This window comes from Paracoccus luteus (assembly GCF_004522155.1).
GTDB lineage: Bacteria > Pseudomonadota > Alphaproteobacteria > Rhodobacterales > Rhodobacteraceae > Paracoccus > Paracoccus luteus.
On the sequence record NZ_SDEA01000006.1, the window covers coordinates 144712 to 167606 of the forward strand.

Annotated in this window: 24 protein-coding genes and 1 pseudogene; 12 read left to right on the top strand and 13 right to left on the bottom strand. The window is 70.7% G+C overall.

All coding sequences use genetic code 11. The features are described 5' to 3' along the window. The first annotated feature begins 17 nt into the window (after positions 1 to 17). Genes EPA64_RS09765 through EPA64_RS09780 form a run of 4 tightly spaced genes read left to right on the top strand, consistent with a single transcriptional unit; the run spans position 18 to position 3593 of the window. Positions 18 to 1040 (top strand): ABC transporter permease, encoded by a 1023-nt coding sequence (locus EPA64_RS09765; protein WP_134726204.1) that lies wholly within the window; start codon positions 18 to 20, stop codon positions 1038 to 1040. Then, positions 1037 to 1960, top strand: a complete 924-nt coding sequence (nikC, locus tag EPA64_RS09770) for a nickel transporter permease (protein ID WP_134726164.1) — start codon at positions 1037 to 1039, stop codon at positions 1958 to 1960. Before EPA64_RS09765 ends, nikC begins: the two co-directional genes overlap by 4 nt. Beyond that, a complete protein-coding gene (locus EPA64_RS09775; protein WP_134726165.1) occupies positions 1957 to 2841 on the top strand; it encodes an ABC transporter ATP-binding protein in 885 nt (294 codons plus the stop codon). Before nikC ends, EPA64_RS09775 begins: the two co-directional genes overlap by 4 nt. Beyond that, entirely contained in the window at positions 2838 to 3593 is a 756-nt protein-coding gene (locus EPA64_RS09780; RefSeq protein ID WP_134726166.1) for an ABC transporter ATP-binding protein, read from the top strand. The genes EPA64_RS09775 and EPA64_RS09780 overlap by 4 nt, the downstream gene beginning before the upstream one ends. Positions 3594 to 3694: 101 nt before the next feature. On the opposite strand, the gene EPA64_RS09785 is transcribed toward EPA64_RS09780, so the two are convergent. The 7 genes from EPA64_RS09785 to ubiE form a co-directional block, all read right to left on the bottom strand. After that, positions 3695 to 3895: a CsbD family protein gene (locus EPA64_RS09785; protein WP_134726167.1), complete on the bottom strand. Its 201-nt coding sequence runs from the start codon at positions 3893 to 3895 to the stop codon at positions 3695 to 3697. Positions 3896 to 3964: 69 nt separating this feature from the next. Beyond that, entirely contained in the window at positions 3965 to 4915 is a 951-nt protein-coding gene (locus EPA64_RS09790; protein WP_134726168.1) for a 2-hydroxyacid dehydrogenase, read from the bottom strand. Continuing rightward, positions 4915 to 5274: a tRNA-binding protein gene (locus EPA64_RS09795; protein ID WP_134726169.1), complete on the bottom strand. Its 360-nt coding sequence runs from the start codon at positions 5272 to 5274 to the stop codon at positions 4915 to 4917. Before EPA64_RS09795 ends, EPA64_RS09790 begins: the two co-directional genes overlap by 1 nt. Continuing rightward, complete coding sequence (proC, locus tag EPA64_RS09800) at positions 5271 to 6080, bottom strand: pyrroline-5-carboxylate reductase (RefSeq protein ID WP_134726170.1); 810 nt, start codon at positions 6078 to 6080, stop codon at positions 5271 to 5273. Before proC ends, EPA64_RS09795 begins: the two co-directional genes overlap by 4 nt. Positions 6081 to 6227: 147 nt before the next feature. Further along, positions 6228 to 6731: a type III secretion system chaperone family protein gene (locus EPA64_RS09805; RefSeq protein WP_134726171.1), complete on the bottom strand. Its 504-nt coding sequence runs from the start codon at positions 6729 to 6731 to the stop codon at positions 6228 to 6230. A 168-nt stretch (positions 6732 to 6899) separates the two neighbouring features. Continuing rightward, on the bottom strand, positions 6900 to 8432 hold the full coding sequence (ubiB, locus tag EPA64_RS09810) for a 2-polyprenylphenol 6-hydroxylase (protein WP_134726172.1): 1533 nt from the start codon (positions 8430 to 8432) through the stop codon (positions 6900 to 6902). Position 8433: 1 nt separating this feature from the next. Next, on the bottom strand, positions 8434 to 9198 hold the full coding sequence (ubiE, locus tag EPA64_RS09815) for a bifunctional demethylmenaquinone methyltransferase/2-methoxy-6-polyprenyl-1,4-benzoquinol methylase UbiE (protein ID WP_134726173.1): 765 nt from the start codon (positions 9196 to 9198) through the stop codon (positions 8434 to 8436). 54 nt (positions 9199 to 9252) lie between these two features. Here ubiE and mutM point away from each other — a divergent pair, with 54 nt between their 5' ends. Together mutM and EPA64_RS09825 are read left to right on the top strand one after the other, a co-directional pair. Beyond that, positions 9253 to 10098, top strand: coding sequence for a bifunctional DNA-formamidopyrimidine glycosylase/DNA-(apurinic or apyrimidinic site) lyase (mutM, locus tag EPA64_RS09820; protein ID WP_134726174.1), 846 nt, complete (start codon positions 9253 to 9255; stop codon positions 10096 to 10098). A gap of 106 nt (positions 10099 to 10204) precedes the next feature. Next, positions 10205 to 10981 (top strand): enoyl-CoA hydratase, encoded by a 777-nt coding sequence (locus tag EPA64_RS09825; protein WP_134726175.1) that lies wholly within the window; start codon positions 10205 to 10207, stop codon positions 10979 to 10981. A gap of 535 nt (positions 10982 to 11516) precedes the next feature. Here the strand turns inward: EPA64_RS09825 and EPA64_RS09830 are convergent. The 3 genes from EPA64_RS09830 to EPA64_RS09840 all read right to left on the bottom strand — a co-directional run bounded on the left by EPA64_RS09830 (position 11517) and on the right by EPA64_RS09840 (position 14687). Next, positions 11517 to 12539, bottom strand: coding sequence for a hypothetical protein (locus EPA64_RS09830; protein ID WP_134726176.1), 1023 nt, complete (start codon positions 12537 to 12539; stop codon positions 11517 to 11519). 139 nt (positions 12540 to 12678) lie between these two features. Beyond that, positions 12679 to 13581, bottom strand: coding sequence for an RNA polymerase sigma factor RpoH (rpoH, locus tag EPA64_RS09835; RefSeq protein WP_134726177.1), 903 nt, complete (start codon positions 13579 to 13581; stop codon positions 12679 to 12681). 53 nt (positions 13582 to 13634) lie between these two features. Continuing rightward, positions 13635 to 14687 (bottom strand): RluA family pseudouridine synthase, encoded by a 1053-nt coding sequence (locus tag EPA64_RS09840; protein ID WP_134726178.1) that lies wholly within the window; start codon positions 14685 to 14687, stop codon positions 13635 to 13637. On the opposite strand from EPA64_RS09840, the gene EPA64_RS09845 reads away from it, so the two are divergent. Continuing rightward, on the top strand, positions 14686 to 14994 hold the full coding sequence (locus EPA64_RS09845) for a DUF6476 family protein (protein ID WP_134726179.1): 309 nt from the start codon (positions 14686 to 14688) through the stop codon (positions 14992 to 14994). The two genes, EPA64_RS09840 and EPA64_RS09845, sit on opposite strands and share 2 nt — an antisense overlap. A 315-nt stretch (positions 14995 to 15309) precedes the next feature. On the opposite strand, the pseudogene EPA64_RS09850 reads toward EPA64_RS09845, so the two are convergent. After that, a pseudogene (locus EPA64_RS09850) lies at positions 15310 to 15543 on the bottom strand (accessory factor UbiK family protein); the annotation flags it as partial. Positions 15544 to 15662: 119 nt separating this feature from the next. Here EPA64_RS09850 and lgt point away from each other — a divergent pair. The 3 genes from lgt to pgeF all read left to right on the top strand — a co-directional run bounded on the left by lgt (position 15663) and on the right by pgeF (position 18534). After that, a complete protein-coding gene (gene lgt, locus EPA64_RS09855; RefSeq protein WP_134726180.1) occupies positions 15663 to 16532 on the top strand; it encodes a prolipoprotein diacylglyceryl transferase in 870 nt (289 codons plus the stop codon). After that, positions 16529 to 17608 (top strand): class I SAM-dependent methyltransferase, encoded by a 1080-nt coding sequence (locus tag EPA64_RS09860; RefSeq protein ID WP_134726181.1) that lies wholly within the window; start codon positions 16529 to 16531, stop codon positions 17606 to 17608. The genes lgt and EPA64_RS09860 overlap by 4 nt, the downstream gene beginning before the upstream one ends. A gap of 161 nt (positions 17609 to 17769) precedes the next feature. Next, positions 17770 to 18534: a peptidoglycan editing factor PgeF gene (gene pgeF, locus EPA64_RS09865; protein WP_134726205.1), complete on the top strand. Its 765-nt coding sequence runs from the start codon at positions 17770 to 17772 to the stop codon at positions 18532 to 18534. 245 nt (positions 18535 to 18779) lie between these two features. Here the strand turns inward: pgeF and EPA64_RS09870 are convergent, their stop codons facing one another. Together EPA64_RS09870 and EPA64_RS09875 are read right to left on the bottom strand one after the other, a co-directional pair. After that, the gene (locus tag EPA64_RS09870; protein ID WP_134726182.1) at positions 18780 to 19268 is read right to left on the bottom strand and encodes an Lrp/AsnC family transcriptional regulator; all 489 of its coding nucleotides are present in this window, start codon (positions 19266 to 19268) and stop codon (positions 18780 to 18782) included. An 88-nt stretch (positions 19269 to 19356) separates the two neighbouring features. Continuing rightward, positions 19357 to 19863 carry a DUF2243 domain-containing protein gene (locus tag EPA64_RS09875; RefSeq protein ID WP_134726183.1) on the bottom strand — a complete coding sequence of 169 codons (507 nt, stop codon included), beginning with the start codon at positions 19861 to 19863 and terminating at the stop codon, positions 19357 to 19359. A 161-nt stretch (positions 19864 to 20024) separates the two neighbouring features. On the opposite strand from EPA64_RS09875, the gene trxB reads away from it, so the two are divergent. Both trxB and EPA64_RS09885 read left to right on the top strand, forming a co-directional pair. Continuing rightward, a complete protein-coding gene (gene trxB, locus EPA64_RS09880; RefSeq protein WP_134726184.1) occupies positions 20025 to 21017 on the top strand; it encodes a thioredoxin-disulfide reductase in 993 nt (330 codons plus the stop codon). 149 nt (positions 21018 to 21166) lie between these two features. Continuing rightward, a complete protein-coding gene (locus EPA64_RS09885; RefSeq protein WP_134726185.1) occupies positions 21167 to 22879 on the top strand; it encodes a bifunctional sulfate adenylyltransferase/adenylylsulfate kinase in 1713 nt (570 codons plus the stop codon). Positions 22880 to 22895 lie beyond the last annotated feature (16 nt).

Below are 22895 nucleotides of genomic sequence, written 5' to 3' on the forward strand. Positions count from 1 at the left end.
CGCCGGGATCGGGCCGCATGGCCGCGACCGGGCGGCGCGCCAAGGCGCTGGGCGGCATCCTTTTGTCGCTGGCGCTGACCCTGCTGGGGCTGCTGCTGGTCACCTTCATCATCGGCCGCGTCATGCCCATCGACCCGGTGCTGAAGGTCGTGGGCGAGCGCGCGACGCCCGCGCAATACGAGGCTGCGCGCCAGGCGATGGGGCTGGACCAGCCGCTGGTCGTGCAGTTCATCGGCTATATCGGCGACGTGCTGCGGGGCGATTTCGGGCGCTCGATCTCGACCGGGCATCCGGTGTCGGAAGACCTGCGCCGGGTGTTTCCGGCCACGCTGGAACTGGCGGCGCTGGGCACGCTGATCGGGGTGCTGATCGGCGTCCCGCTGGGGGTCGTGGCGGCCGCGCGGCGCGGCGGCTGGGTGGACCAGATCGCCCGCGTGGCGGCGCTGGTCGGCTATTCGATGCCGATCTTCTGGCTGGGGCTGATGGGGCTGCTGGTCTTTTACGGCATCCTCGGCTGGGTCGGCGGGCCGGGGCGGCAGGACATCATCTATGACGGCATGGTCCCCGAGGTGACGCGGCTTCTGCTGATCGACAGCGCGCTGGCCGGCGACTGGGGCGCGTTCCGCGACGCGTTTTCCCACATCATCCTGCCCGCCAGCCTGCTGGGCTATTTCAGCCTGGCCTATATCAGCCGCATGACCCGCAGCTTCATGCTGGAACAGCTGTCTGCGGAATACATCACCACCGCGCGGGTCAAGGGCCTGTCGGAACGCCGCGTGGTCTGGGGCCACGCCTTCCGCAACATCGCCGTGCCGCTGGTCACGGTGATCGCGCTGTCGTTCGGGTCGCTGCTCGAAGGGTCGGTCCTGACCGAGATCATCTTCAGCTGGCCCGGCATCGGCAGCTATATCACCAAGACGCTGCTGGCGGGCGACATGAACGCCGTCCTTGGCGGGACCATCGTGGTGGGCGTCTGCTTCATCGGGCTGAACGTGCTGTCCGACCTGCTGTATCGCTTCCTTGACCCGAGGGCGGCATGACCGATCTGTCCACCCGCTCTCCGTCCACCCGCGACTGGCTGCTGTCCGACGCGCCGTCCACGCGGCGGCAGGCGCGGCTGGGGTCGCTGTATCAGGGCTGGCTGACCTTCCGCGCCAACACGCTGGCGATGGTCGGGCTGGTCATCCTGATCGCGCTGGCGCTGATGGCGATTTTTGCGCCGTGGCTTTCGCCCTATGACCCGGTGGCGCAGAACCTTGCCGACCGGCTGATGCCGCCTTCGGCGGCGCATTGGCTGGGCACGGACGCGCTGGGGCGCGACATCCTGTCCCGGATCATCTGGGGCAGCCGGGTGACGCTGTTCATCGTGGGCACCGTCGCGCTGATCTCGCCCATCCTGGGACTGCTGATCGGGACGGTCGCGGGTTTTGCCGGCGGCTGGGTGGACCAGATCCTGATGCGGATCACCGACATCTTTCTGGCATTCCCCAAGCTTATCCTTGCGCTGGCGCTGGTCGCGGCGCTGGGGCCGGGCATCGTCAACGCGGTGCTGGCGCTGGCGATCACCGGCTGGCCGCCCTATGCCCGGCTCGCGCGGGCCGAGACGCTGGCGGTGCGCAATGCCGACTATATCGCCGCGGCGCGGCTGCAGGGCGCGGGACCGGCGCGGCTGCTGATCGGGCACGTCTGGCCGATGTGCGTGAGTTCCCTGATCGTGCGGGTGGCGCTGGACATGGCGGGGATCATCCTGTCGGCTGCGGGGCTGGGCTTTCTTGGCCTCGGCGCGCAGCCGCCCCTGCCGGAATGGGGCGCGATGATTTCCGACGGGCGAACCTATATCCTGGATCACTGGTGGGTGGCGGCGATGCCGGGGATGGCGATCTTCATCGTCAGCCTTGCGTTCAACCTGCTGGGTGATGGCTTGCGCGACGTGCTGGACCCCAAGGGGGCCAAGGAATGACCGCCCCGCTGCTGTCCATCCGCGACCTGCGCGTGACGTTCCCGACGCGTCAGGGCGAGTTTCAGGCCGTGCGCGGCGTCAGCTTTGACCTTGGCCGCGAGCGTCTGGGCGTCGTCGGCGAAAGCGGCTCGGGCAAGTCGATGACCGGGCGCGCCATCCTCGGACTGGTGCGCCCGCCGGGACGGGTCACGGCCGCGCGCATGGACTTGGACGGACAGCCCATCCTGAACCTGCCCGAGCGGCGGATGCGGGCGATCCGCGGCGGGCGGATCAGCATGGTCATGCAAGACCCCAAGTTCAGCCTGAACCCCGTCATGCGCGTGGGCCAGCAGATCATCGAGGCCTATCGCCTGCACGCCGGCGGCGGTCGCGCGCAGGCCCGCGCCAAGGCGATGGAAATGCTGGCCGCCGTCCAGATCCGCGACCCGGAACGCGTCTTTGACCTTTATCCGCACGAGGTCTCGGGCGGCATGGGCCAGCGCATCATGATCGCCATGATGCTGGCCCCCGACCCCGAAATCCTGATCGCGGACGAACCGACCAGCGCGCTGGACGTGTCGGTCCGGGCCGAGGTTCTGAACATCATGGACGCGCTGGTGCGCGACCGCGGCATGGGGCTGATCTTCATCAGCCACGACCTGAACCTTGTCGCGCAGTTCTGCGACCGGGTGCTGATCATGTATGCCGGCCGCGTGGTCGAGGAACTGCCCGCGCGCGACCTGCACGCCGCCCGCCACCCCTATACGCGCGGGCTGCTGGACAGCCTGCCGCGGCTGGACGCGCCGGTGGACCGGCTGGCGGTGCTCGAGCGTGAGGAGAGCTGGCGGACCGAAGCGATCGAAGGGTCGATGCTGGACGCGCAGCCGGGGGGATTGCGATGACCCCGATGCTGGACGTGGCCGGGCTGGACGTGTGGTTCGGCCCCGCGCATGACCGCGTGACGGCGGTCCGGGGCGCGACCTTTGCCGTCGCCCCCGGCGAAAGCTTTGGGCTGGTCGGCGAAAGCGGGTCGGGGAAATCGACCATCCTGCGGGCGGTGACCGGGCTGATTTCCGGCTGGTCCGGCCGCATCGCGGTCGAGGGCAAGGCGGTCACGGCCATGCGCCGCGACCGGGCGTTCCAGAAGACCGTGCAGATGGTGTTCCAGGATCCCTATGCCAGCCTGCACCCGCGCCATTCGGTGGACCGGGTGCTGTCGGAAACGCTGGCGCTGCAGGGTCTGGGCGACGTGGACCGCCGCATCACGCGCCTGCTTGAGGATGTGGGGCTGGGCCGCGGCTTCCGGTTTCGCTATCCGCACCAGCTGTCGGGCGGGCAGCGCCAGCGCGTGGCCATCGCGCGGGCGCTTGCGGCAGAACCGCGGCTGTTGCTGCTGGACGAACCGACCAGCGCGCTGGATGTCAGCGTGCAGGCGGAAATCCTGAACCTGCTCAAGGATCTGCGGGCCGAACATCAGCTGACCTATGTGATGGTCAGCCACGATCTGGCGGTGGTGGCGCATATGTGCGACCGTCTGGCCGTCATGCAGGCGGGGCGCATCGTGGAAATCATGGACGCCGCGACCTTGCGCGCTGCGACCCCGCGCGAGGAATATTCCCGCGCCCTGATCGCCGCTTCGACCTGGCAGCGCTGACCCCGTGACCGAAATCGCGGGGGTGCCCGTTGGGACACCGCGCCGGAACGGCAAAGGGGGCGCCCGCTGGCGCCCCCCTTTTTCCGAAACTCTCCGGCCGATCAGACGTGGCGGCGGAAAAAGTCGTTCATCTTCTCGTCGACCTCGGTCTTGGCCCAGCCATAGCGTTCCTGCAGCTTGCCCGCCATGCGGTCGCGGTCGCCCTCGATCTGGGTCAGATCGTCGTCGGTCAGGTCGCCCCACTGCTGTTTGACCGAGCCCTTGAGTTGGTCCCATTTGCCTTGGATGACATCCCAGTTCATCGCATCCTCCTTTGGATGTGGTTACGGGATTTCAACGCGCTGCGCGCGGTCTCGGTTCCGGCGTCCCCGTCAGGCGACCCGGTCGGGCAGGTCGCGCCCTTCGTCCAGCGCCACGACATTCGCCATCGCGCGCAGCGCCATGTCGGTGCGCACGTCGTCCGCCGCGGTGCCCAGATGCGGCAACAGCACGGCGTTTTCCAGCGCGGTCAGGGCAGGGGGGACGACCGGCTCACGCTCATAGACGTCAAGGCCCGCGCCCGCGATGCGGCGCGCAGACAGCGCCGCGATCAGTGCCGCCTCGTCCACCACGTCGCCGCGCGCGACGTTGATCAGGATCGCGTGCGGCGGCATGGCGGCAAGCTCGGCCGCGCCGATCAGGTGGCGGGTGGCGCTGCCGCCCGGAACCGCCAGCACCACGATGTCCGACGCGGCCAGCAGCGCGGGCAGGTCGGCCGCCTGCTCGGCGGGGAAATCCACGGCCACGCGCGAGCGGTTGTGAAACAGCACCCGCATCCCAAAGCCGAAATGACAGCGCCGCGCGATGGCCTGTCCGATCCGCCCCATGCCCACGATGCCCACGGTGCGGCCGGTGACGTGCATCCCCAGCAACTGGGTCGGCTGCCAGCCGGTCCAGCGACCGGCGCGGACCAGCCGCTCGCCCTCGGCCGCGCGGCGGGCGGTCATCAGGATCAGGGTCAGCGCGATGTCGGCGGTGGCGTCGGTGACGACGCCGGGGGTGTTGGTGACGGCGACGCCCGCCGCGCGGGCCGCGTCCACGTCGATGTGGTTGAACCCCGCGCCGAAATTCGCCAGCAGCCGGCAGCGATGCGGCCCGCCCGCCAGCGCGGCGGCGGTGAAGCCGTCACCCAGCGTCGGGATGATCGCGTCGTATCCGGCCAGCGCCGCGCGGGCCTCGGCCTCGGTCAGGGGGGCGGTGTCGTCGCGAAGGGTGGCGTCGAAGCGGGCGCGCAGGGCCGCCTCGGCGCGGTCGGTCATCCGGCGGGTGACAAGCAGGCGCATCAGAACATCCGTCCGCCGTTCGGGACCGGGCTGTCGGGGCCGATCAGCACCACCTGGCCGTCCGGGTCGGGCAGGCCCAGGACCAGCACCTCGGACATGACCTTGCCGATCTGGCGAGGGGGAAAGTTCACGACCGCCAGCACCTGCCGCCCGACCAGCGCGGCGGGGTCATAGTGGCGCGTGATCTGGGCCGAGCTGCGCTTTTCCCCGATGCCGGGGCCGAAATCGACCCACAGCTTGATCGCGGGCACCCGCGCCTCGGGGAAGGGTTCGGCGCGGATCACGGTGCCCGCGCGGATATCGACGGCGGCGAAATCGTCCCAGGCGATCTGCGGGGCAGGGTCGGCCGTGCCGCTCATGCCCCCAGTTCCCGCCCGCGCGCGGCGGCGGCGGCGATGGTGCGCCGCATCAGGGGCGGCAGGCCGGTTTCCGGGTCCATCAGCTGCGCCAAGCCCGCCGCCGTGGTGCCGCCGGGCGAGGTCACGGCCTCGCGCAGCGCGGCGGGATCCTGATCCTCGTGGACGGCCAGCGCGCCCGCGCCCGCGACGGTGGCGCGGGCGAGTTCCAGCGCCAGCGGCGCGGACAGCCCCTCGGCCACGCCGGCGGCGGCCATCGCCTCGATCAGGTGAAAGACATAGGCGGGGCCCGACCCCGACAGGGCGGTGACGGCGTCCATCTGCGTTTCGTCGTCCAGCCGCACCACGCGGCCCACCGTGGCCATCAGGCTTTCGGCCAGGTCCATCTCGGCCGCCCCCGCGCGGGAGTTGCCCACAAGGGCGGTGATGCCCTGCCCGATGGCGGCGGGGGTGTTCGGCATGGCGCGCACCACCGCGGCACCCGGAAAGGCCGCATCATAGGCCGCGAGGGTGACGCCCGCCGCGACGGACAGCACCAGCGTGCCGCGTCCGCCAAGTGCCGTCAGTTCCGGCAGCACGGCGCCCATCATCTGCGGCTTGACCGCCAGCACCAGAACGGCGGGATCGGCGCGCAGCGGCCAGTTGACCGCGATGCCGCGTTCCTGGATCCAGGCGAGCGGGGCGGGGTCCACGACATGGACGGCCCGCGTGGCAAGCCCCTGCGCCAGCCAGCCTTTCAGCAAACCGCCGCCCATGCGGCCGCAGCCCACCAGCACCAGTCCGCGTTCGTTCAGATGTGCAAGATCCATCGCCGTCCCCCGTGGTCCCGCAAGGCCTAGCAGGCGTGGCGGGATGGGCAAGGGGGGACAAAGATGGGGGCGCTGCCCCCGGCCCTGCGGGCCGCCCCCGGGATATTTGGCGCAGGAGAAAGCGCGCTGGCGGCGCGCGCCCTGCGTTCAGGCGCGGCCATAGGCGGCCGACAGCGCCACCTCCATCGCGGCGGGCGCGGTGGCATCGGCCCAGCAGGCCAGCTGGAAGGCGGGATAGAACCGCTCGCATGCCTCAAGCGCGGCGCGAATCATGCGGTCGATCTGCTCGGGGCCGGCGATCGCCTCGCCGGCCAGCACCAGGCCATAGCGCCAGACCATCAGCTTTTGCGCCGCCCAGAAGGTGAAGCCGCCGTCCCATACCTGGTCGTTGGCAAGGTTCAGCACCTCGTGCAGGACCGGCAGCCGCGCCGCCGGCGGGTCCATGTCAAAGCTGCAGATCAGGCGCAGAACCTCGTCGCGCGGGGACCACGCCAGCGTCAGGGAATAGTTGCGCCACTGTCCCTGAACGGCCATCGCGATCTGGTCGTCGGCCAGACGGTCGAAGTCCCAGTCGTGATGCGCGGCGACCGTCTCGACGATGTCGATGGGGTGGATGTCGTCGCTGTGGATGAAATGGTCCAGCTGCGCCATGTCGTGCCCTGCCTGTCTGCGGCCGGGTTTACCCCCAACCTTTGGTGGCTGCCACAAGACCGGGGGGTCAGCCGCGATCCTGATACAACATAGGCTAAGGGGGGAATCGGGCGGACTGTAAAGCGAAAATGCAGTGACAGCCGCCACCGCGCGGCCGCGCGTGCGGCTTTAGCCCAGCATCGTTCCCATGACCGTCCCGGCGGCGACCAGCACGCCGCCGATCAGCCAGTCGCGCGCCCGCAGGGCCGGGGTCCAGCGGGGTGGCGGGGGCGGCGGGCGGGTGGCGGCGTCCAGCCCGCGCTCGATCAACTCGGGCAGCAGCGGGCCATAGCGGCCCAGCGTCTGCACCGCCCGAAGCCCGTCGCGCAGCGCCGCGCGCGGCCCGAGGCTGTCGCGGATATAGCGTTCCACGACCGGGCCCGCGGCCTTCCACATGTTGATCTGCGGGTCCAGCGTGCGGGCCACGCCCTCGACTACGACCATCGTGCGCTGCAGCAGGATCAGTTCCGTCCGGGTCTGCATGCCGAAGCGTTCGGTCACCTCGAACAGATAGGCCAGCAGGTTCGCCATCGAGATGCGGCTGGCGTCGGCGCCGAAGATCGGCTCGCCCACGGCGCGCAGCGCGCGCGAGAATGCGGCGACGTCGCGGTCGCGCGGGACATAGCCCGCCTCGAAGTGCACGCGGGCCACGCGGTCATAGTCGCGCTGGATGAAGCCCATCAGGATCTCGGCATAGATCCGGCGGGTGTATTCGTCGATCTCGCCCATGATGCCGAAATCGAACGCCGCGATGTCGCCGTTGGGCGACACGCGCAGGTTGCCCTGGTGCATGTCGGCGTGAAAGAACCCGTCGCGCAGCGCGTGGGACAGGAACAGCTGGATCATGCGTTCGGCCAGCGCGCGCGTGTCGTGGCCGGCGGCGCGGATCGCGGGGACGTCGCCCATCGGGACGCCGTGCATCCAGTCGCTGGTCAGCACGCGGCGCGACGACAGGCCCCAGTCGGGGCGGGGCACATCGAAGCCCGCATCCTCGCGGGTGTTTTCCGCAAAGGCCGAGGCCGACGCGGCCTCGAGCCGGAAGTCCAGTTCCCCCAGCACCACCGATTCGAAGTGCCCGATGACGTCGCGCGGCCGCAGGCGGCGGCTGGACGGCGACAGACGCTCGATCAGCCCGGCGGCAAAGTGAAAGGCGTCGATGTCGCGGCGGAACGCGGCCTCGATCCCGGGGCGCAGCACCTTGACGGCGACCTCGGCCCCGTCGCGGGCGCGGCGCGCGTAATGCACCTGCGCGATCGAGGCGGCGGCGACGGGTTCGGAAAACTCGGTGAACAGCGTCTCGACCGGGGCGGCGAGTTCCGAGGCCACCAGCGCCCGCGCCGTCGCCTGCGGAAACGGCGGCAGCCGGTCCTGCAGCATCCGCAGCTGGCCCGCCATCTCGGCCCCCACCACATCGGGGCGGGTGGAAAGGATCTGCCCGAACTTGATATAGGCCGGCCCCAGCGCCGTGATCGCCCGCGTGACGGGCGGCAGCGCCGGATCGCCGCGATAGCCCAGCCACGCAAAGGGCCAGCCCATGATGCGCGCGGCCAGCCGCACGCGGGGGGGCGCGTTCATCGCGTCCAGCGCGGCGCCCATCGCGCCCGTGCGTTCGAACGTGGCGCCCGTGCGGATCAGGCGCCAGATGTTGTGGGGGCCGCGCATGTCAGATCACCCAGCCGGAATGCAGCGCGGCGATGCCCATCGACAGGTTGCGATACTGGACGCGGCCAAAGCCCGCATCGCGGATCATCGCGGCAAAGGTTTCCTGATCGGGAAAGCGGCGGATGGATTCCACCAGATACTGATAGCTGTCGCGGTCGCCCGCGACGATCTGGCCCAGCGGCGGAATGACGTTGAAGGAATAGCGGTCATAGGCCCATTGCAGCGCGGGCACCGGCAACTGGCTGAACTCCAGCACCATCAGGCGGCCGCCGGGGCGCAGGACGCGCCGCGCCTCGGCCAAGGCATCGGGGATGCGGGTCACGTTGCGGATGCCGAAGCTGATCGTATAGCGGTCAAAGCTGGCGTCGGCAAAGGGCAGGGCCATCGCATCGCCCGTGACCCAGGCCAGGCGGTCGGCCAGCCGGTCGGCCTCGGCGCGCTTGCGCCCCTCGACCAGCATCGATTCCGTCATGTCGCAGACCGTCACGCGGGCGGCGGGCGCGCGGCCCAGAAAGCGAAAGGCGATGTCGCCGGTCCCGCCCGCCACGTCCAGCAGGTGCTGGCCGTCGCGGGGCGCCAGCCAGTCCATCATCGCCGTCTTCCAGACGCGGTGGACGCCCACGCTCATCAAATCGTTCATGACGTCGTATTTGGACGCCACGCGGGAAAAGACGCCGTGGACCAGACCGGCCTTTTCATCCTCGGCCACGTCGCGGAACCCGAAATGGGTCTGGCGGCCGGATTGTGTCGGGCGGGGGTCGGTCATAGGTCAGTCTTTCCGTGCCGTTGCGCGCGGCACCATGCGACGGATGGGGGCGGAATGCCAGAACTGCCAGAGGTGGAAACCGTGCGTCGCGGCCTTGAGCCGCACCTGACGGGGCGGCGGATCGCGCGGGTGGACCAGCGCCGCCCTGACCTGCGCTGGCCCATGCCGCCGGACCTTGTGCAGGTGCTGACCGGCGCGCAGGTGACGGCGCTGCGGCGGCGGTCGAAATACCTGCTGGCCGACCTTGACCGGGGCGGCAGCCTGCTGGTGCATCTGGGCATGTCGGGGCGCATCCGCATCGAGGGCGCGGGGCTGGGGCAGTTCCACCATGACGCGACGATCCTGCCGCAGCACGATCATCTGGTGCTGACGACCGACGCCGGCACGACGATCACCCTGAACGACGCCCGCCGCTTTGGCGCCGTCGATCTGGTGCGCGAGGGCGAAACGCACCCCCTGCTGGCGGCGCTTGGCCCCGAACCCTTCGCGGCCGAGTTCGACGCGGACCGGCTGGCCGACGCGTTGTCGGGCCGGCGCGCGCCGATCAAGTCGATGCTGCTGGACCAGCGGCTCGTCGCGGGACTGGGCAACATCTATGTGTGCGAGGCGCTGTTCCGTGCCGGTATCCACCCCGCGCGCGCCGCCGGACGCATCGGGCGCGCGCGGCTGGCGGCGCTGGTCGGCCATATCCGCGACGTGCTGGCCGACGCGATCGAGGCGGGGGGATCGTCGCTGCGCGACCATCGCCAGACCTCGGGCGAGCTGGGATATTTCCAGCACGCCTTCCGTGTCTATGGGCGCGAGGGGCAGCCCTGCCTGCGCCCCGGCTGCGCGGGCAGCATCCGGCGCATCGTGCAGTCGGGCCGGTCCAGCTGGTATTGTCCCGCCTGCCAGCACTGACCGCCACCCCCGGCGATAACGGGATGGAAACCATGCCCTCAGTCGCGGCTGGAACCGCACACGCAGCTTTGATAACCATTCCTCAACCCTGTGGGAGAATGCTTCGATGGCCTATCAGACCCTGATCGTCGAGATCGCCGACAATGTCGCGCTGATCCGCCTGAACCGACCCGAGGCGCTGAACGCGCTGAACGCGCAGCTGCTGTCGGAACTCGCCGCCGCGCTGAAGGCCGCGGACGCGGACAAGGCGGTGCGCTGCGTCGTGCTGACCGGCAGCGAAAAGGCGTTCGCCGCGGGCGCCGACATCAAGGAAATGGCCGACCGCAGCTATGTCGAGGCGCTGACCGGCAATCTGTTCGGGTCAGACATCGACGCGATCAGCGCCACGCGCAAGCCGATCATCGCGGCGGTGTCGGGCTATGCTCTGGGCGGCGGATGCGAGCTGGCGATGATGTGCGATTTCATCATCTGCGCCGACAACGCCAAGTTCGGCCAGCCGGAAATCAACCTGGGCGTGATGGCCGGGATCGGCGGCACGCAGCGCCTGACCGGGCTGGTGGGCAAGTCCAAGTCGATGGACATGCACCTGACCGGCCGCTTCATGGACGCGACCGAGGCCGAGCGGTCGGGGCTGGTCAGCCGCGTGGTGCCCGCTGACAAGCTGATGGATGAGGCGATGGGCGCGGCGAAGAAGATCGCCGCGAAATCCGCCGTGGCCGTGGGCGTCGCCAAGGAAACCGTCAACCGCGCGCTGGAAACCTCGCTGCGCGAGGGGCTGCTGTTCGAGCGCCGCGCCTTTCAGGCGCTGTTCGCCACCGAGGACCAGAAGGAAGGCATGGCCGCGTTCGTCGAAAAGCGCGAGGCGCAGTTCCGCGACCGCTGAGGCGGGCGGCGGCTTGCGCGGGTGCGGACGGGGGCTGCGTTGCGCATCCGTTGGGGCTTGGCGCCCCGCCTGCCGTGTTGCCGCGGACCCGCGCACCGGGTGGGCCACGCGGCGCAACCCGGCTGAGGTCGGGGACTGCGTAGCAGCCGCTGATGCAGCGGCGGGGCATTCGCGTCGGGGCAGGGCTGCCTGGCGTGCGCTGAGGCGGGATTGCCCGCCCGACGTATCACCGCCGACCCCCGCGCCGGGTGGACCGCGCGGCGCAACCCGCCTGCGGCCGGGGACTGCATGGCAGCCGCTGACGCGGGGCGGCAGTCCGCATAGGACGGGGGCGACGTTGCCCCGCGGACGCGGGGCGGGGCGGCCCGCATGACGACTGGGGCCGCTGACGCGGGGCGCGGGTCGTCCGCGCGAGGAAGGGGGCCGCGTAGCGCATCCTCGGGCGCGAGGCCGGGACAAGTCGCATGAGGATCAGGGCTGCGTAGCGCGTCCGCTGCAGCCTGACGCTAGCGCCCGCCGGGCGTCCGCCGCCCGCTCAGATGCTGCAGATCTGCTGCAGTTGCACCCATTCGCCCGCCGACAGGATCGGCCGGGCCGGGGGGGCGGTGCGGAACGGGTCGGCCTCGATCAGCGGCAGGACCGATTCGCCCGTGGGGTCCAGCGACCGGGCGTAAGGCTCGCTGGGCACGCCCGCCTGTTCCATCCGCGCCAGCAGCGCCTCGTCGGCGGGACGCGCCACCGGCCCCGCCAGCAGCGTCTGACCATAGCCCGCAAGCGCGCCGGCCGGCATCTCGCCTGCGGTCAGCATCTCGATCGCGGCCCGTGTCCCCGCCCGCTGGATCGCGCCCAGCAGGGGATCGTGGGCGTTGGCCACCTCGTCCGCGGCCAGCACGTGGCCCGCGGCGATGGCGGGGTCGTCCTTGCCGGCGATCAGATCGTCCCCGATCACGATCATGCGGCCCGGCAGGGCGCGCGCGCCCCGCAGCGTCGCGGGCAGCACGACGATGCGCCCCTGCGGTCCCAGCAGCCGCCCGGCCAGCCGGTCCAGCACCGCCGATCCGGCGGCGCGCGAACATTCCGGCCCGGTGGCCAGCCGCAGGTCGGCCAGTATCTGGTTGCCGATGGCGACCTGCTGCGCGGGGGGCGAGATGCGCGCCGCGTGGCGCTGGATCGCGCCCGGCATCCAGACCGCCGCCGCGACCAGCGCGACAGCCGCCAGCGCCAGCATCATCCCGCCACGGACCCGGCCCGGCCGGGGGCGGCCCGCCGATATGGCGGTGTGGATACGCTCGATGGCGTCCACCATCAGCGTGTCGTCGATTTCCAGCACCTCGTCCCGCTCGGTCCCGCCGGGGGCGAATATCGCGGGGCGCTGGCCGGGGTTCAGCCGGGTAACGGCGGGCAACGACCAGTGCGACAGCGGTTCCTCGGACCGCGGATCGCGCAGGATCAGCGTGGCGTCGCCGAAGGCCACCACCACGTCGCGCAGCCGGTCGTCGGGCGAGGGACGCCAGACCCCCGACGATTCAAGCCGCTGATACTGCGCAAGCGCGGTCACCTGTGCGAAAGCCCCTTGCCCGTGTGATCACGGCCACTTTGCGGCCTTGGGGCCCGTCCGTCCAGATCGCCGTCCAGATCATCCATCCAAGGCGCGCGCATGGCGGGTCCGGCGGCAGGGGGGGCGGCAGGGCGGGCGCTCACTCCTCGGCCGGGGCCATTCCGCGTTCGCGGGCCAGCTTGCGCATCCGTTCCTGCAGCTTTTCAAAGGCGCGGACCTCGATCTGGCGGATACGCTCGCGCGAGACGCCATAGCGCACCGACAGATCCTCAAGCGTCATCGGGTCGTCGCGCAGGCGGCGTTCCACCAGAATGTCGCGTTCGCGGTCGTTCAGCACGTCAATGGCGGCCGCCAGCATCTGGCGGCGGGTGTCCAGCTCGTCGGCCTCGGCAAAGGCTTCAGCCTGGTTGGCAGTCTCGTCCTCCAGCCAGTCCTGCCACTGAGCGGCCGAATCGCCCTCGGCCCCGCCCACCGTGGCGTTCAGCGAGGCGTCGCCGCCCGACAGGCGGCGATTCATCTCGACCACCTCGCGCTCCGTCACGCTGAGATCCTTGGCGATGCGCGCCACGTTTTCGGGCCGCAAATCGCCCTCTTCCAGCGCACCCAGCTTGGACTTGGCCTTGCGCAGGTTGAAGAACAGCTTTTTCTGCCCGCTGGTGGTGCCCATCTTCACCAGGCTCCAGGATCGCAGGATGTATTCCTGGATCGACGCCCTGATCCACCACATCGCATAGGTGGCAAGGCGAAAGCCGCGTTCCGGGTCGAATCGCTTGACCGCCTGCATCAGCCCGACATTCGCCTCGGATATGACCTCGGCCTGTGGCAGGCCATAGCCGCGATAGCCCATCGCGATCTTGGCCGCCAGGCGCAGGTGGCTGGTCACAAGCCTGTGGGCGGCCTCGCTGTCCTCGTGGTCGACCCACGCCTTGGCCAGCATGTATTCCTCTTCCGGTTCCAGCAGGGGGAACTTGCGGATTTCCTGCAGATAGCGGTTCAGCCCCTGTTCGGGGCTGGGCGCGGGAAGGTTGGTATAGCTGGCCATCGGAATCCTGTCTGGCCCCCTTGGATGGGCGGCCGCTTGCGAATCGAACGCCCCTAGGGGGCCGGGGTTCCCCGCACACGGGCCAGCAGCGCGGCCATGTCAGGGGGCAGGGGGCTGTCGAACGCCAGCCAGCGCCCGTCGGGATGGGCAAATCCCAGATGTGCGGCATGCAGCGCCTGCCGCGGGAATGCCGCGATGGCGGCCGCCGCCTCCGCCCCCAGCGCGCGGGCCGAGGGCTTGCGCGCGCCGCCATAGGTCGGGTCGCCGACCAGCCCCAGCCCGCAATGCGCCAGATGCACGCGGATCTGGTGTGTCCGTCCCGTTTCCAGCCGGCATTCCGCCAGCATTGCCGCGGGGGGCGTGCCGAACGCCTCGATCATCCGCGCCCGCGTGACAGCCGCACGGCCGCCGTCGAACCGCACCGCCTGCCGCTGCCGGTCGGTCGGGTGGCGGTCCAGCCCCGTGGCGATCCGCAGCACGCCGCCCGGTTCCATCGTGACGCCGCGCAGGCCGCGCAGGCGGGGGTCGGCGGCGTCGATGGTGCCGTGCGCCACCGCCAGATAGCGGCGCGCGGCCGAATGGTCGGCGAACTGCGCGGCAAGCGTCTGGTGCGCCAGGTCGGTCTTGGCGACGACCAGCAACCCCGAGGTGTCCTTGTCGATGCGGTGCACGATCCCCGGCCGCGCCGCGCCGCCGATGCCCGACAGGCTGCCCGCGCAATGCGCCAGCAGCGCGTTGACCAGCGTGCCGTCGGGACTGCCGGGGGCGGGGTGGACGACCATGCCGGCGGGCTTGTCGATGACGATCAGGGCGTCGTCCTCGTAGACGACGGACAGGTCCATCGCCTGCGGCTGCGCCTCGATCGGGGCGGGCTCGCCGATGGTCACGCGATAGTCGCCGGGCCGGGCGCGGGCCTTGCCGTCGGTGACGGGGCCGCCGGGTCCGGTCACGGCGCCCTGCGCGATCAGCCGCGACAGGCGCGAGCGTGACAGCGCCGCACCCGCTGGCGCGGCGGCGGCCAGCGCCTTATCAAGCCGCTCGGGGTCGGTCCCGTCGGCGGGGCCGTCCCGCGGCCCTTCGGGTATGGTCAGGATGAGGTCAGGCATGGCGCGGCATGATAGCGATACCGGCGCGGCGGCGAAAGTGCCGGAACTGGCCCTGCTGCGCCGCGTCGTCGTCGGCCTGGCGCTGGTCATGGGGCTGGGGATCGCGGCGATCGTGGCGATCCTATGGCTGCGCCTGTCGCAGCCGCCGCTGCCGGAACTGCCCGGCGCCATCGCCCTGCCCGCAGGCGCGCGGGCGGCGGCGGTGACGTTCGCCCGCGACTGGACGGTGGTGGTGACCGACGGGGGCGAGATCCTGCTTTACGACCGCACCGGCGCGCTGCGCCAAAGGGTCGCGCCGGACGCGTGATTGCCGCCGGGCGCGGGGGTTGGGGGGGCGCGGGGCGCGATCTCAGCCCTTGCCGGCAGGCTCCATGTCGGCAGGCGGCGCGTCCGCCTGGCTGACATGCGGCGCATCTGCCGCGCCCGCCTTGCCCGCGTCGGTCGTCCCGGCGGCACCCATGTCCGCGGCGGGTGCGTCGGCCTGGCTGACGTGCGGCGCGTCTGCCGCCTCCGCCTTGCCCGCGTCGGGGGACGTCATGTCCGCCGCGGGGGCGTCGGCCTGGCTGACATGCGGGGCCTGTGCAGGCGCGCCGCCGGGTGCCGAGGCGTCTGCGGACCCGCCCATACCCCCGATCAGGGCGCGCAGTTCCGCATTCTCGGTCCGGGCCTTGATCGCCATCTCGCGCACGGCCTCGAACTCTTCGCGGGTGACAAAGTCGCGCTCGGCCAGCCAGCGGTCCACCCAGCCCTTGAAGGCGGTCTCGGCCTCGTCCTTGGCGCCCTGCGCCACGCCCATCGCGTTGGTCATCAGGCGGGCCATGTCGTCGAAAAAGCGGTTGGGTCCGGGGCTGGTCATGGGCGATCCTTTCGCGTCCGTTGCCGCCTATATGGCGCGGGGGCGGGTTTGCTTCAATGTCCCGCGGTTGACACCTTGCGCGCGCGCCGCCAAGCCTGCGCCACCCGCGCGAGGAGCCGATGATCCCTTTTCCAGACATTTCGCCCGAAATCTTCACCGTCGATCTGTTCGGCCGCGAGTTCGCCCTGCGCTGGTATGCGATGGCCTATCTGGTCGGGCTGATCGCCGGCTGGCGGATCATCGTCGCGCTGATGCGCCGCCCGGCGCTGTGGGGCGGCACCGCGCCGATGGCCCCCGAAAGGGTCGAGGAGCTGCTGACCTGGATCGTCGCGGGTGTGGTGCTGGGCGGACGGCTGGGATTCGTGCTGTTCTACGAGCCGGCCTATTACCTGGCGAACCCCGGCCAGATCCCGATCCTGTGGCAGGGGGGCATGTCGTTTCACGGCGGCTTTCTGGGCGTCGTCGCCGCCGCGTGGCTGTTTGCCCGCCGCAACGGCATCGCGCCCCTGCGGCTGGCCGACGCGCTGGCGGTGGCGACGCCCGTCGGGCTGTTTCTGGGCCGCATCGCCAATTTCATCAACGCCGAGCTGTGGGGCCGTCCGACCGACCTGCCCTGGGGCGTGATCTTCCCCGGCCAGGCCGCGCAGGACTGCCCCGGCGTCACCGGCCCCTGCGCCCGCCACCCCAGTCAACTGTACGAGGCCGGGATGGAGGGCATCCTGCTGGGCCTTGCCCTGCTGTGGCTGGTCCGCCGCGGCGGCCTGCGCCGCCCGGGGCTGGCGCTGGGGGTGTTCCTGTCGGGCTATGGCCTTGCGCGGTTCATCGTCGAGTTCTTCCGCCAGGCCGACGCGCAGTTCGTCACGCCGGACAACCCCTGGGGGCATGTGCTGGGCGGGCCGGTCTGGGGGCTGACGATGGGGCAGCTGCTGTCGCTGCCGATGATCCTTGCCGGGCTGGGCTTTGTGCTGTGGGCGCGGCGGGGGCGATGACGGCCCTGGGCCGCATCATCGCCGCCCGCATCGCGGCCGAGGGGCCGATGCGGCTGGACGACTATATGCGGCTGTGCCTGCTGCACCCCGATCATGGCTATTACGCGACCCGCGACCCGTTCGGCGCGGGCGGCGATTTCACCACCGCGCCGGAAATCAGCCAGATGTTCAGCGAGATGGTCGGGCTTGCGCTGGCGCAGGCGTGGCTGGACCAGGGCGCGCCGGCGCCATTCACGCTGGCCGAGCTGGGGCCGGGGCGCGGCACGCTGATGGCCGACATCCTGCGGGCGACGCGCAAGGTGCCCGGCTTTGCCGATGCCGCCCGCGTCGTGCTGGTCGAGGCGTCGGCGCATCTGCGCGGCGTCCAGCGCGACCGGCTGGGCGCGGTTGCGCATTGCGACGACGCCGGTGCGCTGCCCGACGACCGGCCGCTGTTCCTTGTCGCCAACGAGTTCTTTGACGCGCTGCCGATCCGGCAGTTCCAGCGGGTCCGGTGCGGCTGGGCGGAACGCATGGTGACGCTGGCAGGCGACCGCCTGGCGATGGCGCTGGCCCCGCCCGTCGCGCTGGACCGGCAGGCATCTGATGGCGAGGTGTGGGAGACCTGCGCCGAGGCGCTGCCCGTCATGGCCGCCGTCGCGGGCAGGATCGCGCGCCACGGCGGGGCCGCGATCGTCATCGACTATGGCACATGGGACGGGCGCGGCGACAGTTTCCAGGCGCTGCGGGGCCATGCGCCCACGGACCCGCTGGCCCAGCCGGGGCTGGCCGACCTGACGGCGCATGTCGATTTCGCACCGCTGGCTGCGGCGGCGCTGGCGGCGGGGGCCGCCGCCTCGGCGCCTGTGCCGCAGGGCGACTGGCTGCTGGGACTGGGCATCGCGCAGCGCGCGTCGCGGCTGGCGGCCGCGGGCGACGCGGGCGCGGCCGGGGCGCTTGACCGCTTGACCAGCCCCGTCCGGATGGGACAGTTGTTCAAGGCGATGGCCGTCTGGCCACGTCCCGCCCCGCCGCCGCCCGGCTTTCTTGCACTGACGCGGCCCGCCCCGGCCCCGTGCCGCCCGCCCGAGACCTGAAGACCGGCCCCGCGCGCCGCGGGACCGCTGTCGCCCCGCCACACCGATCCGCCCGCGCCGACCTCGTCCACGCCGACCCCGCCCGCCCCGACCCCGCCCGCCCCGACCCCGCCCGCGCCGACCCTGCCCGCGCCACCCTGTCCAGACCCGAGTTGCCGCCGATGCAGACAACGCTGGAAATCCTGACGCACCCGCTGCTGGCGCCGCTGCGCCACGGGTTTTTCACCCGCAAGGGCGGGGCGTCGTCGGGGCTGTTCGCCGGGCTGAACTGCGGCCGGGGATCGTCCGACCAGGCCGACGCGGTGGCGGTGAACCGCGCCCGGGTGGCCGAGGCCATGCGGGTCGCGCCGGACCGGCTGGCGACGGTCCACCAGACCCATTCCGCCCGCGTGTTGACCCTGCGGCCCGGCGACGACCCGGCCGCCGCCTGCCGCACCGAGGCCGACGCCATCGTCACCGCCACCCCCGGCATCGCCATCGCGGTGCTGACCGCCGATTGCCAGCCGGTGCTGCTGGCGGATGCGGGCGCCGGGGTGATCGGCGCGGCCCATGCGGGGTGGAAGGGCGCGGTGGACGGCATCCTGGACGCCACCGTCGCCGCCATGCGCGCGCTAGGCGCCGACCGCATCCGCGCCGTCATCGGCCCATGCATCAGCCAGCGCGCCTATGAGGTCGGCGACGAGTTCATGGACCGGTTCCTGGCCGAGGACGCGGAAAACGACCGGTTCTTTGCCGGCGGCCCCCACGGCCGGCCGATGTTCGACCTGCCCGGCTTTGGCCGGCACAGGCTGCGCGCCCTGGGGGTCGAGGCGGACTGGACGGGCCACTGCACCTATTCCGACGCCGAGCGGTTCTTTTCCTATCGCCGCTCCACCCACCAGGGGCAGGCGGATTACGGCCGGCTGATCTCGGCCATCGCGCTGTAGAGGGGCGGGCCGGGCGCGGGCTTGGCGGTTGCATGAGTATTTGGGCCAAGAAGATGCCTGGACCCCGCTGAGCCGCGCGCCTTGACCAGGTCAGACGGCCCGCGCGGGCTTGGCGGTCGCGTGAGTATTTGGGCCAGAAAAATGCCCGGACGCCGCTGAGCCGCGCGCCTTGAACAGGTCAGATGGCCCGGGCGGGCTTGGCGGTCGCGTGAGTATCTGGGCCAGGAAGGTGCCAGGGGCGCCGCTCAGCCGCGCGCCTCGACCACGTCGAAGGGGACGCCCGGTTCGTCCTTGGCGCAGCGGATCACCAGGCTGGTCTTGACGCTGGCCACGTTGTCGGCGGCGGTCAGCTGGTCGGTCAGGAACCGCTGGAAGCTGGACAGGTCGGGGGCCACGCATTTCAGGATGAAGTCGATCTCGCCGTTCAGCATGTGGCATTCACGCACCAGCGCCCAGTCGCGGGCGCGGTTCTCGAACGCGGTCAGGTCGCGTTCGGACTGGCTGTGCAGGCGGACCATCGCGAAGACCTGCACCTCGAATCCCAGTTCGCGCGGGTCGATGTCGGCGTGATAGCCGCGGATATAGCCCGCCTCCTCCAGCGTGCGGACGCGTCGCAGGCACGGCGGGGCCGAGATGCCCACCCGCCGGGCCAGCTCGACGTTCGTCATGCGGCCGTCGGCCTGCAATTCGGCGAGGATGCGGCGGTCGATGTCGTCCAGTCTGTTGCCCGCCATGCTGTTCCCTGCCGCAATCCGACGGTTCCTTACCCATGCGGCGCGGCGGGCGCAACATTCTTTCGCAAATGGCGACGCGGCGGAAACCTTAGTCGGGGGTCTGGCGGCGGCCCGCCCGCAGCAGCGCCCAGCCGCCCAGCAGCATGGCCGCCCCCCACGCCAGAAACCCGGCGTCCCACCATATCCACTGCGTGGTTGGCGCCGTTTCGTTGACGTGGTGGATGCCCAGCAGGTGATGGTTGATCGCCCCCTCAGCCAGGTTGAAGAGGCCGAAGCCCATCAGCATCGACCCCGCCAGCAGCTTGCCCGACCAGCGCAGATGCCGCCTGCGGGCCTGACGCCACAGGACCAGCAGTCCAAGGACCACGAACACATAGGTCGCGGCGTGAAACAGCCCGTCGGCCAGCGTGTTCAGCCGCAGGTTGGGCACGCTGTCGGCGGGAAATCCGGCGCTGGTCAGCATGTGGTGCCACTGCAGGATCTGGTGCAGCACGATGCCGTCGAAGAACCCGCCCAGCCCAAGGCCGAAGAGGATGCCGGCGGAAACCGGAAAATGCGGCGGTTCGGGCGGTGTGTCCTGTCGGGCGGGTTTCATGGGCGGTCCCTCGGCGTCGGGTCAGGAAAGTGTCCGGGGACAGGGGGCAGGGCGCAAGCGTTATCGCGCGGGTGCAGGATCGGTCAGCCGTGCGGCAGCCGCCATTGCGACGGGGCGCCCGGTGGCATAGCTGATGCACCGACCGTTCCGAAAGGCCCGCCATGTCCGCCCAAGACCCCGCCATCGCCCAAGACGCCCCCGCCCCCGCCCCCGACCACCTGCGCGTCCTGATCGTAGGCTCCGGCCCGGCCGGCTATACCGCTGCCGTCTATGCGGCGCGCGCCATGCTGAAGCCGCGGCTGGTGCAGGGGATGCAGCCGGGCGGCCAGCTGACCATCACGACCGAGGTCGAGAACTGGCCCGGCGACGCGTCGGTGCAGGGCCCCGACCTGATGGTGAGGATGGAGGCGCACGCCCGCGCAATGGGGGCCGAGATCGTGACCGACACCGTGACGCGGCTGGATTTGTCGGCGCGGCCCTTCCTCGCCGAATGCGACAGCGGCGCGCGGATGACGGCCGATGCGGTGATCCTTGCCACCGGCGCGCAGGCGCGCTGGCTGGGCCTGCCCAGCGAACAGATGTTCCAGGGCTTTGGCGTCAGCGCCTGTGCGACCTGCGACGGCTTCTTCTACCGCGGCAAGCAGGTGATCGTCGTCGGCGGCGGCAACACCGCGGTCGAGGAGGCGCTGTTCCTGACCAATTTCGCCAGCAAGGTCACGCTGGTCCACCGCCGCGCCAGCCTGCGCGCCGAACGGATCATGCAGGACCGCCTGTTCGCCCATCCAAAGATCGACGTGATCTGGAACGCCGAGGTGGTCGAGATCACCGGCGACCAAAGCCCCCTGGGCGTCACCGGCGCGGTGCTGCGGTCCACGACGGACGGCACCACCAGCACCATCGCGGCGGACGGCGTGTTCGTGGCCATCGGCCACACGCCCGCATCGGAGCTGGTCAGGGATCAGCTGGACCTGCGCGAGGGCGGCTATGTCTGGGTCCATCCCGGCAGCACCCGCACCTCGGTTCCCGGCGTGTTCGCGGCGGGCGACCTGACCGACGACGTCTATCGCCAGGCGGTCACCAGCGCCGGCATGGGCTGCATGGCGGCGCTGGACGCCGAGCATTACCTGTCGGCACTGGACGCGGCGCGGGCCTGAAGCTAGCCCCGACCCATGCGCCAGGCGGCTGGCGGGTTTTCGCGGCCGGGCCGGTTGCGCAACCGAGGCTTGCACCGTAAAGCGGCCGCGATCACTCGCGCGGCCGCATCCGGCGGCCCTGCGGCCCTGTCCTGAACCCGAGTTGTCCGATGACCCAGCAGCCGAACCTTGCGCCGATCCCGGAACTGTATGTGAACGCCGATTCGGCGCAAAAGTTGAAGGTCGAGGCGGGCAACATGCCTTCCTGGGATCTGACGCCGCGCCAGATCTGCGATCTGGAGCTGCTGATGAACGGCGGGTTCTATCCGCTGAAGGGCTTTCTGACCGAGGCCGATTACGATGGCGTGGTCGAGGACATGCACCTGACCAGCGGCGCGCTGTGGCCCATGCCGATCAACCTGGACGTGAGCGAGGCCTTCGCCGACGGGCTTGAGCCGGGCACCGACATCGCGCTGCGCGACCAGGAGGGCGTGATTCTGGCGATCATGTCGGTCACCGACAAGTGGACGCCCAACAAGAAGCGCGAGGCCGAAAAGGTCTTTGGCGCCGACGACCTGGCGCATCCGGCCGTCAACTATCTGCACAACGTCGCGGGTCCGGTCTATCTGGGCGGGCCGATCACCGGCATCCAGCCGCCGACGCATTACGATTTCCGCGCCCGCCGCGACACGCCGAACGAACTGCGCGCCTTTTTCCGCAAGCTGGGCTGGCGCCGCATCGTGGCCTTCCAGACCCGCAACCCGCTGCACCGCGCGCATCAGGAACTGACCTTCCGCGCCGCCCGCGAGGCGCAGGCGAACCTGCTGATCCACCCGGTCGTGGGCATGACCAAGCCCGGCGACGTGGACCATTTCACCCGCGTGCGGTGCTATGAGGCGGTGCTGGACAAGTATCCGCAGGCCACCACCCATCTGTCGCTGCTGAACCTTGCGATGCGCATGGCCGGCCCGCGCGAGGCGGTGTGGCACGGCATCATCCGCCGCAACCACGGCATGACCCACATGATCGTCGGCCGCGACCACGCCGGGCCGGGCAAGAACAGCCAGGGCCAGGATTTCTATGGCCCCTATGACGCGCAGGAACTGTTCCGCAAGAACCAGGACGAGATCGGCATCGAGATGGTCGATTTCAAGCAGATGGTCTATGTGCAGGAACGCGCGCAATACGAGCCGCGCGACGAGGTCGAGGCGGGCGCGACCATCCTCGACATCTCGGGCACCGAACTGCGTCGTCGCCTGCGCGAGGGGCTGGACATCCCCGAATGGTTCAGCTTCCCCGAGGTCGTGGCCCAGCTGCGCCGCACCTCGCCGCCGCGCCACAAGCAGGGCTTCACGGTGTTCTTCACCGGCCTCAGCGGGTCGGGCAAGTCCACCATCGCCAACGCGCTGATGGTCAAGCTGATGGAGATGGGCGGCCGCCCGGTGACGCTGCTGGACGGCGACGTGGTGCGCAAGCACCTGTCGTCGGAACTGGGCTTCTCGAAAGAGCACCGCGACATCAACATAAAGCGCATCGGCTATGTCGCGTCCGAGATCACCAAGAACGGCGGCATCGCGATCTGCGCCCCCATCGCGCCCTATACCGCGACGCGCCGCGCGGTCCGCGAGATGGTCGAGCAGTTCGGCGCCTTCCTTGAAGTGCATGTGGCGACCAGCGTCGAGGAGTGCGAGCGCCGCGACCGCAAAGGCCTCTACAAGCTGGCGCGCGAGGGCAAGATCAAGGAGTTCACCGGCATTTCCGACCCCTACGAGGTGCCCGAGAACCCCGAGCTGCGCGTCCAGACCGAGGGCGTGGACGTCGATTTCGCCGCCCAGCAGGTTCTGCTGAAGCTGGAACAGATGGGGCTGGTCGGGCTGTCCTGAACTGCCGCCCGTTGAC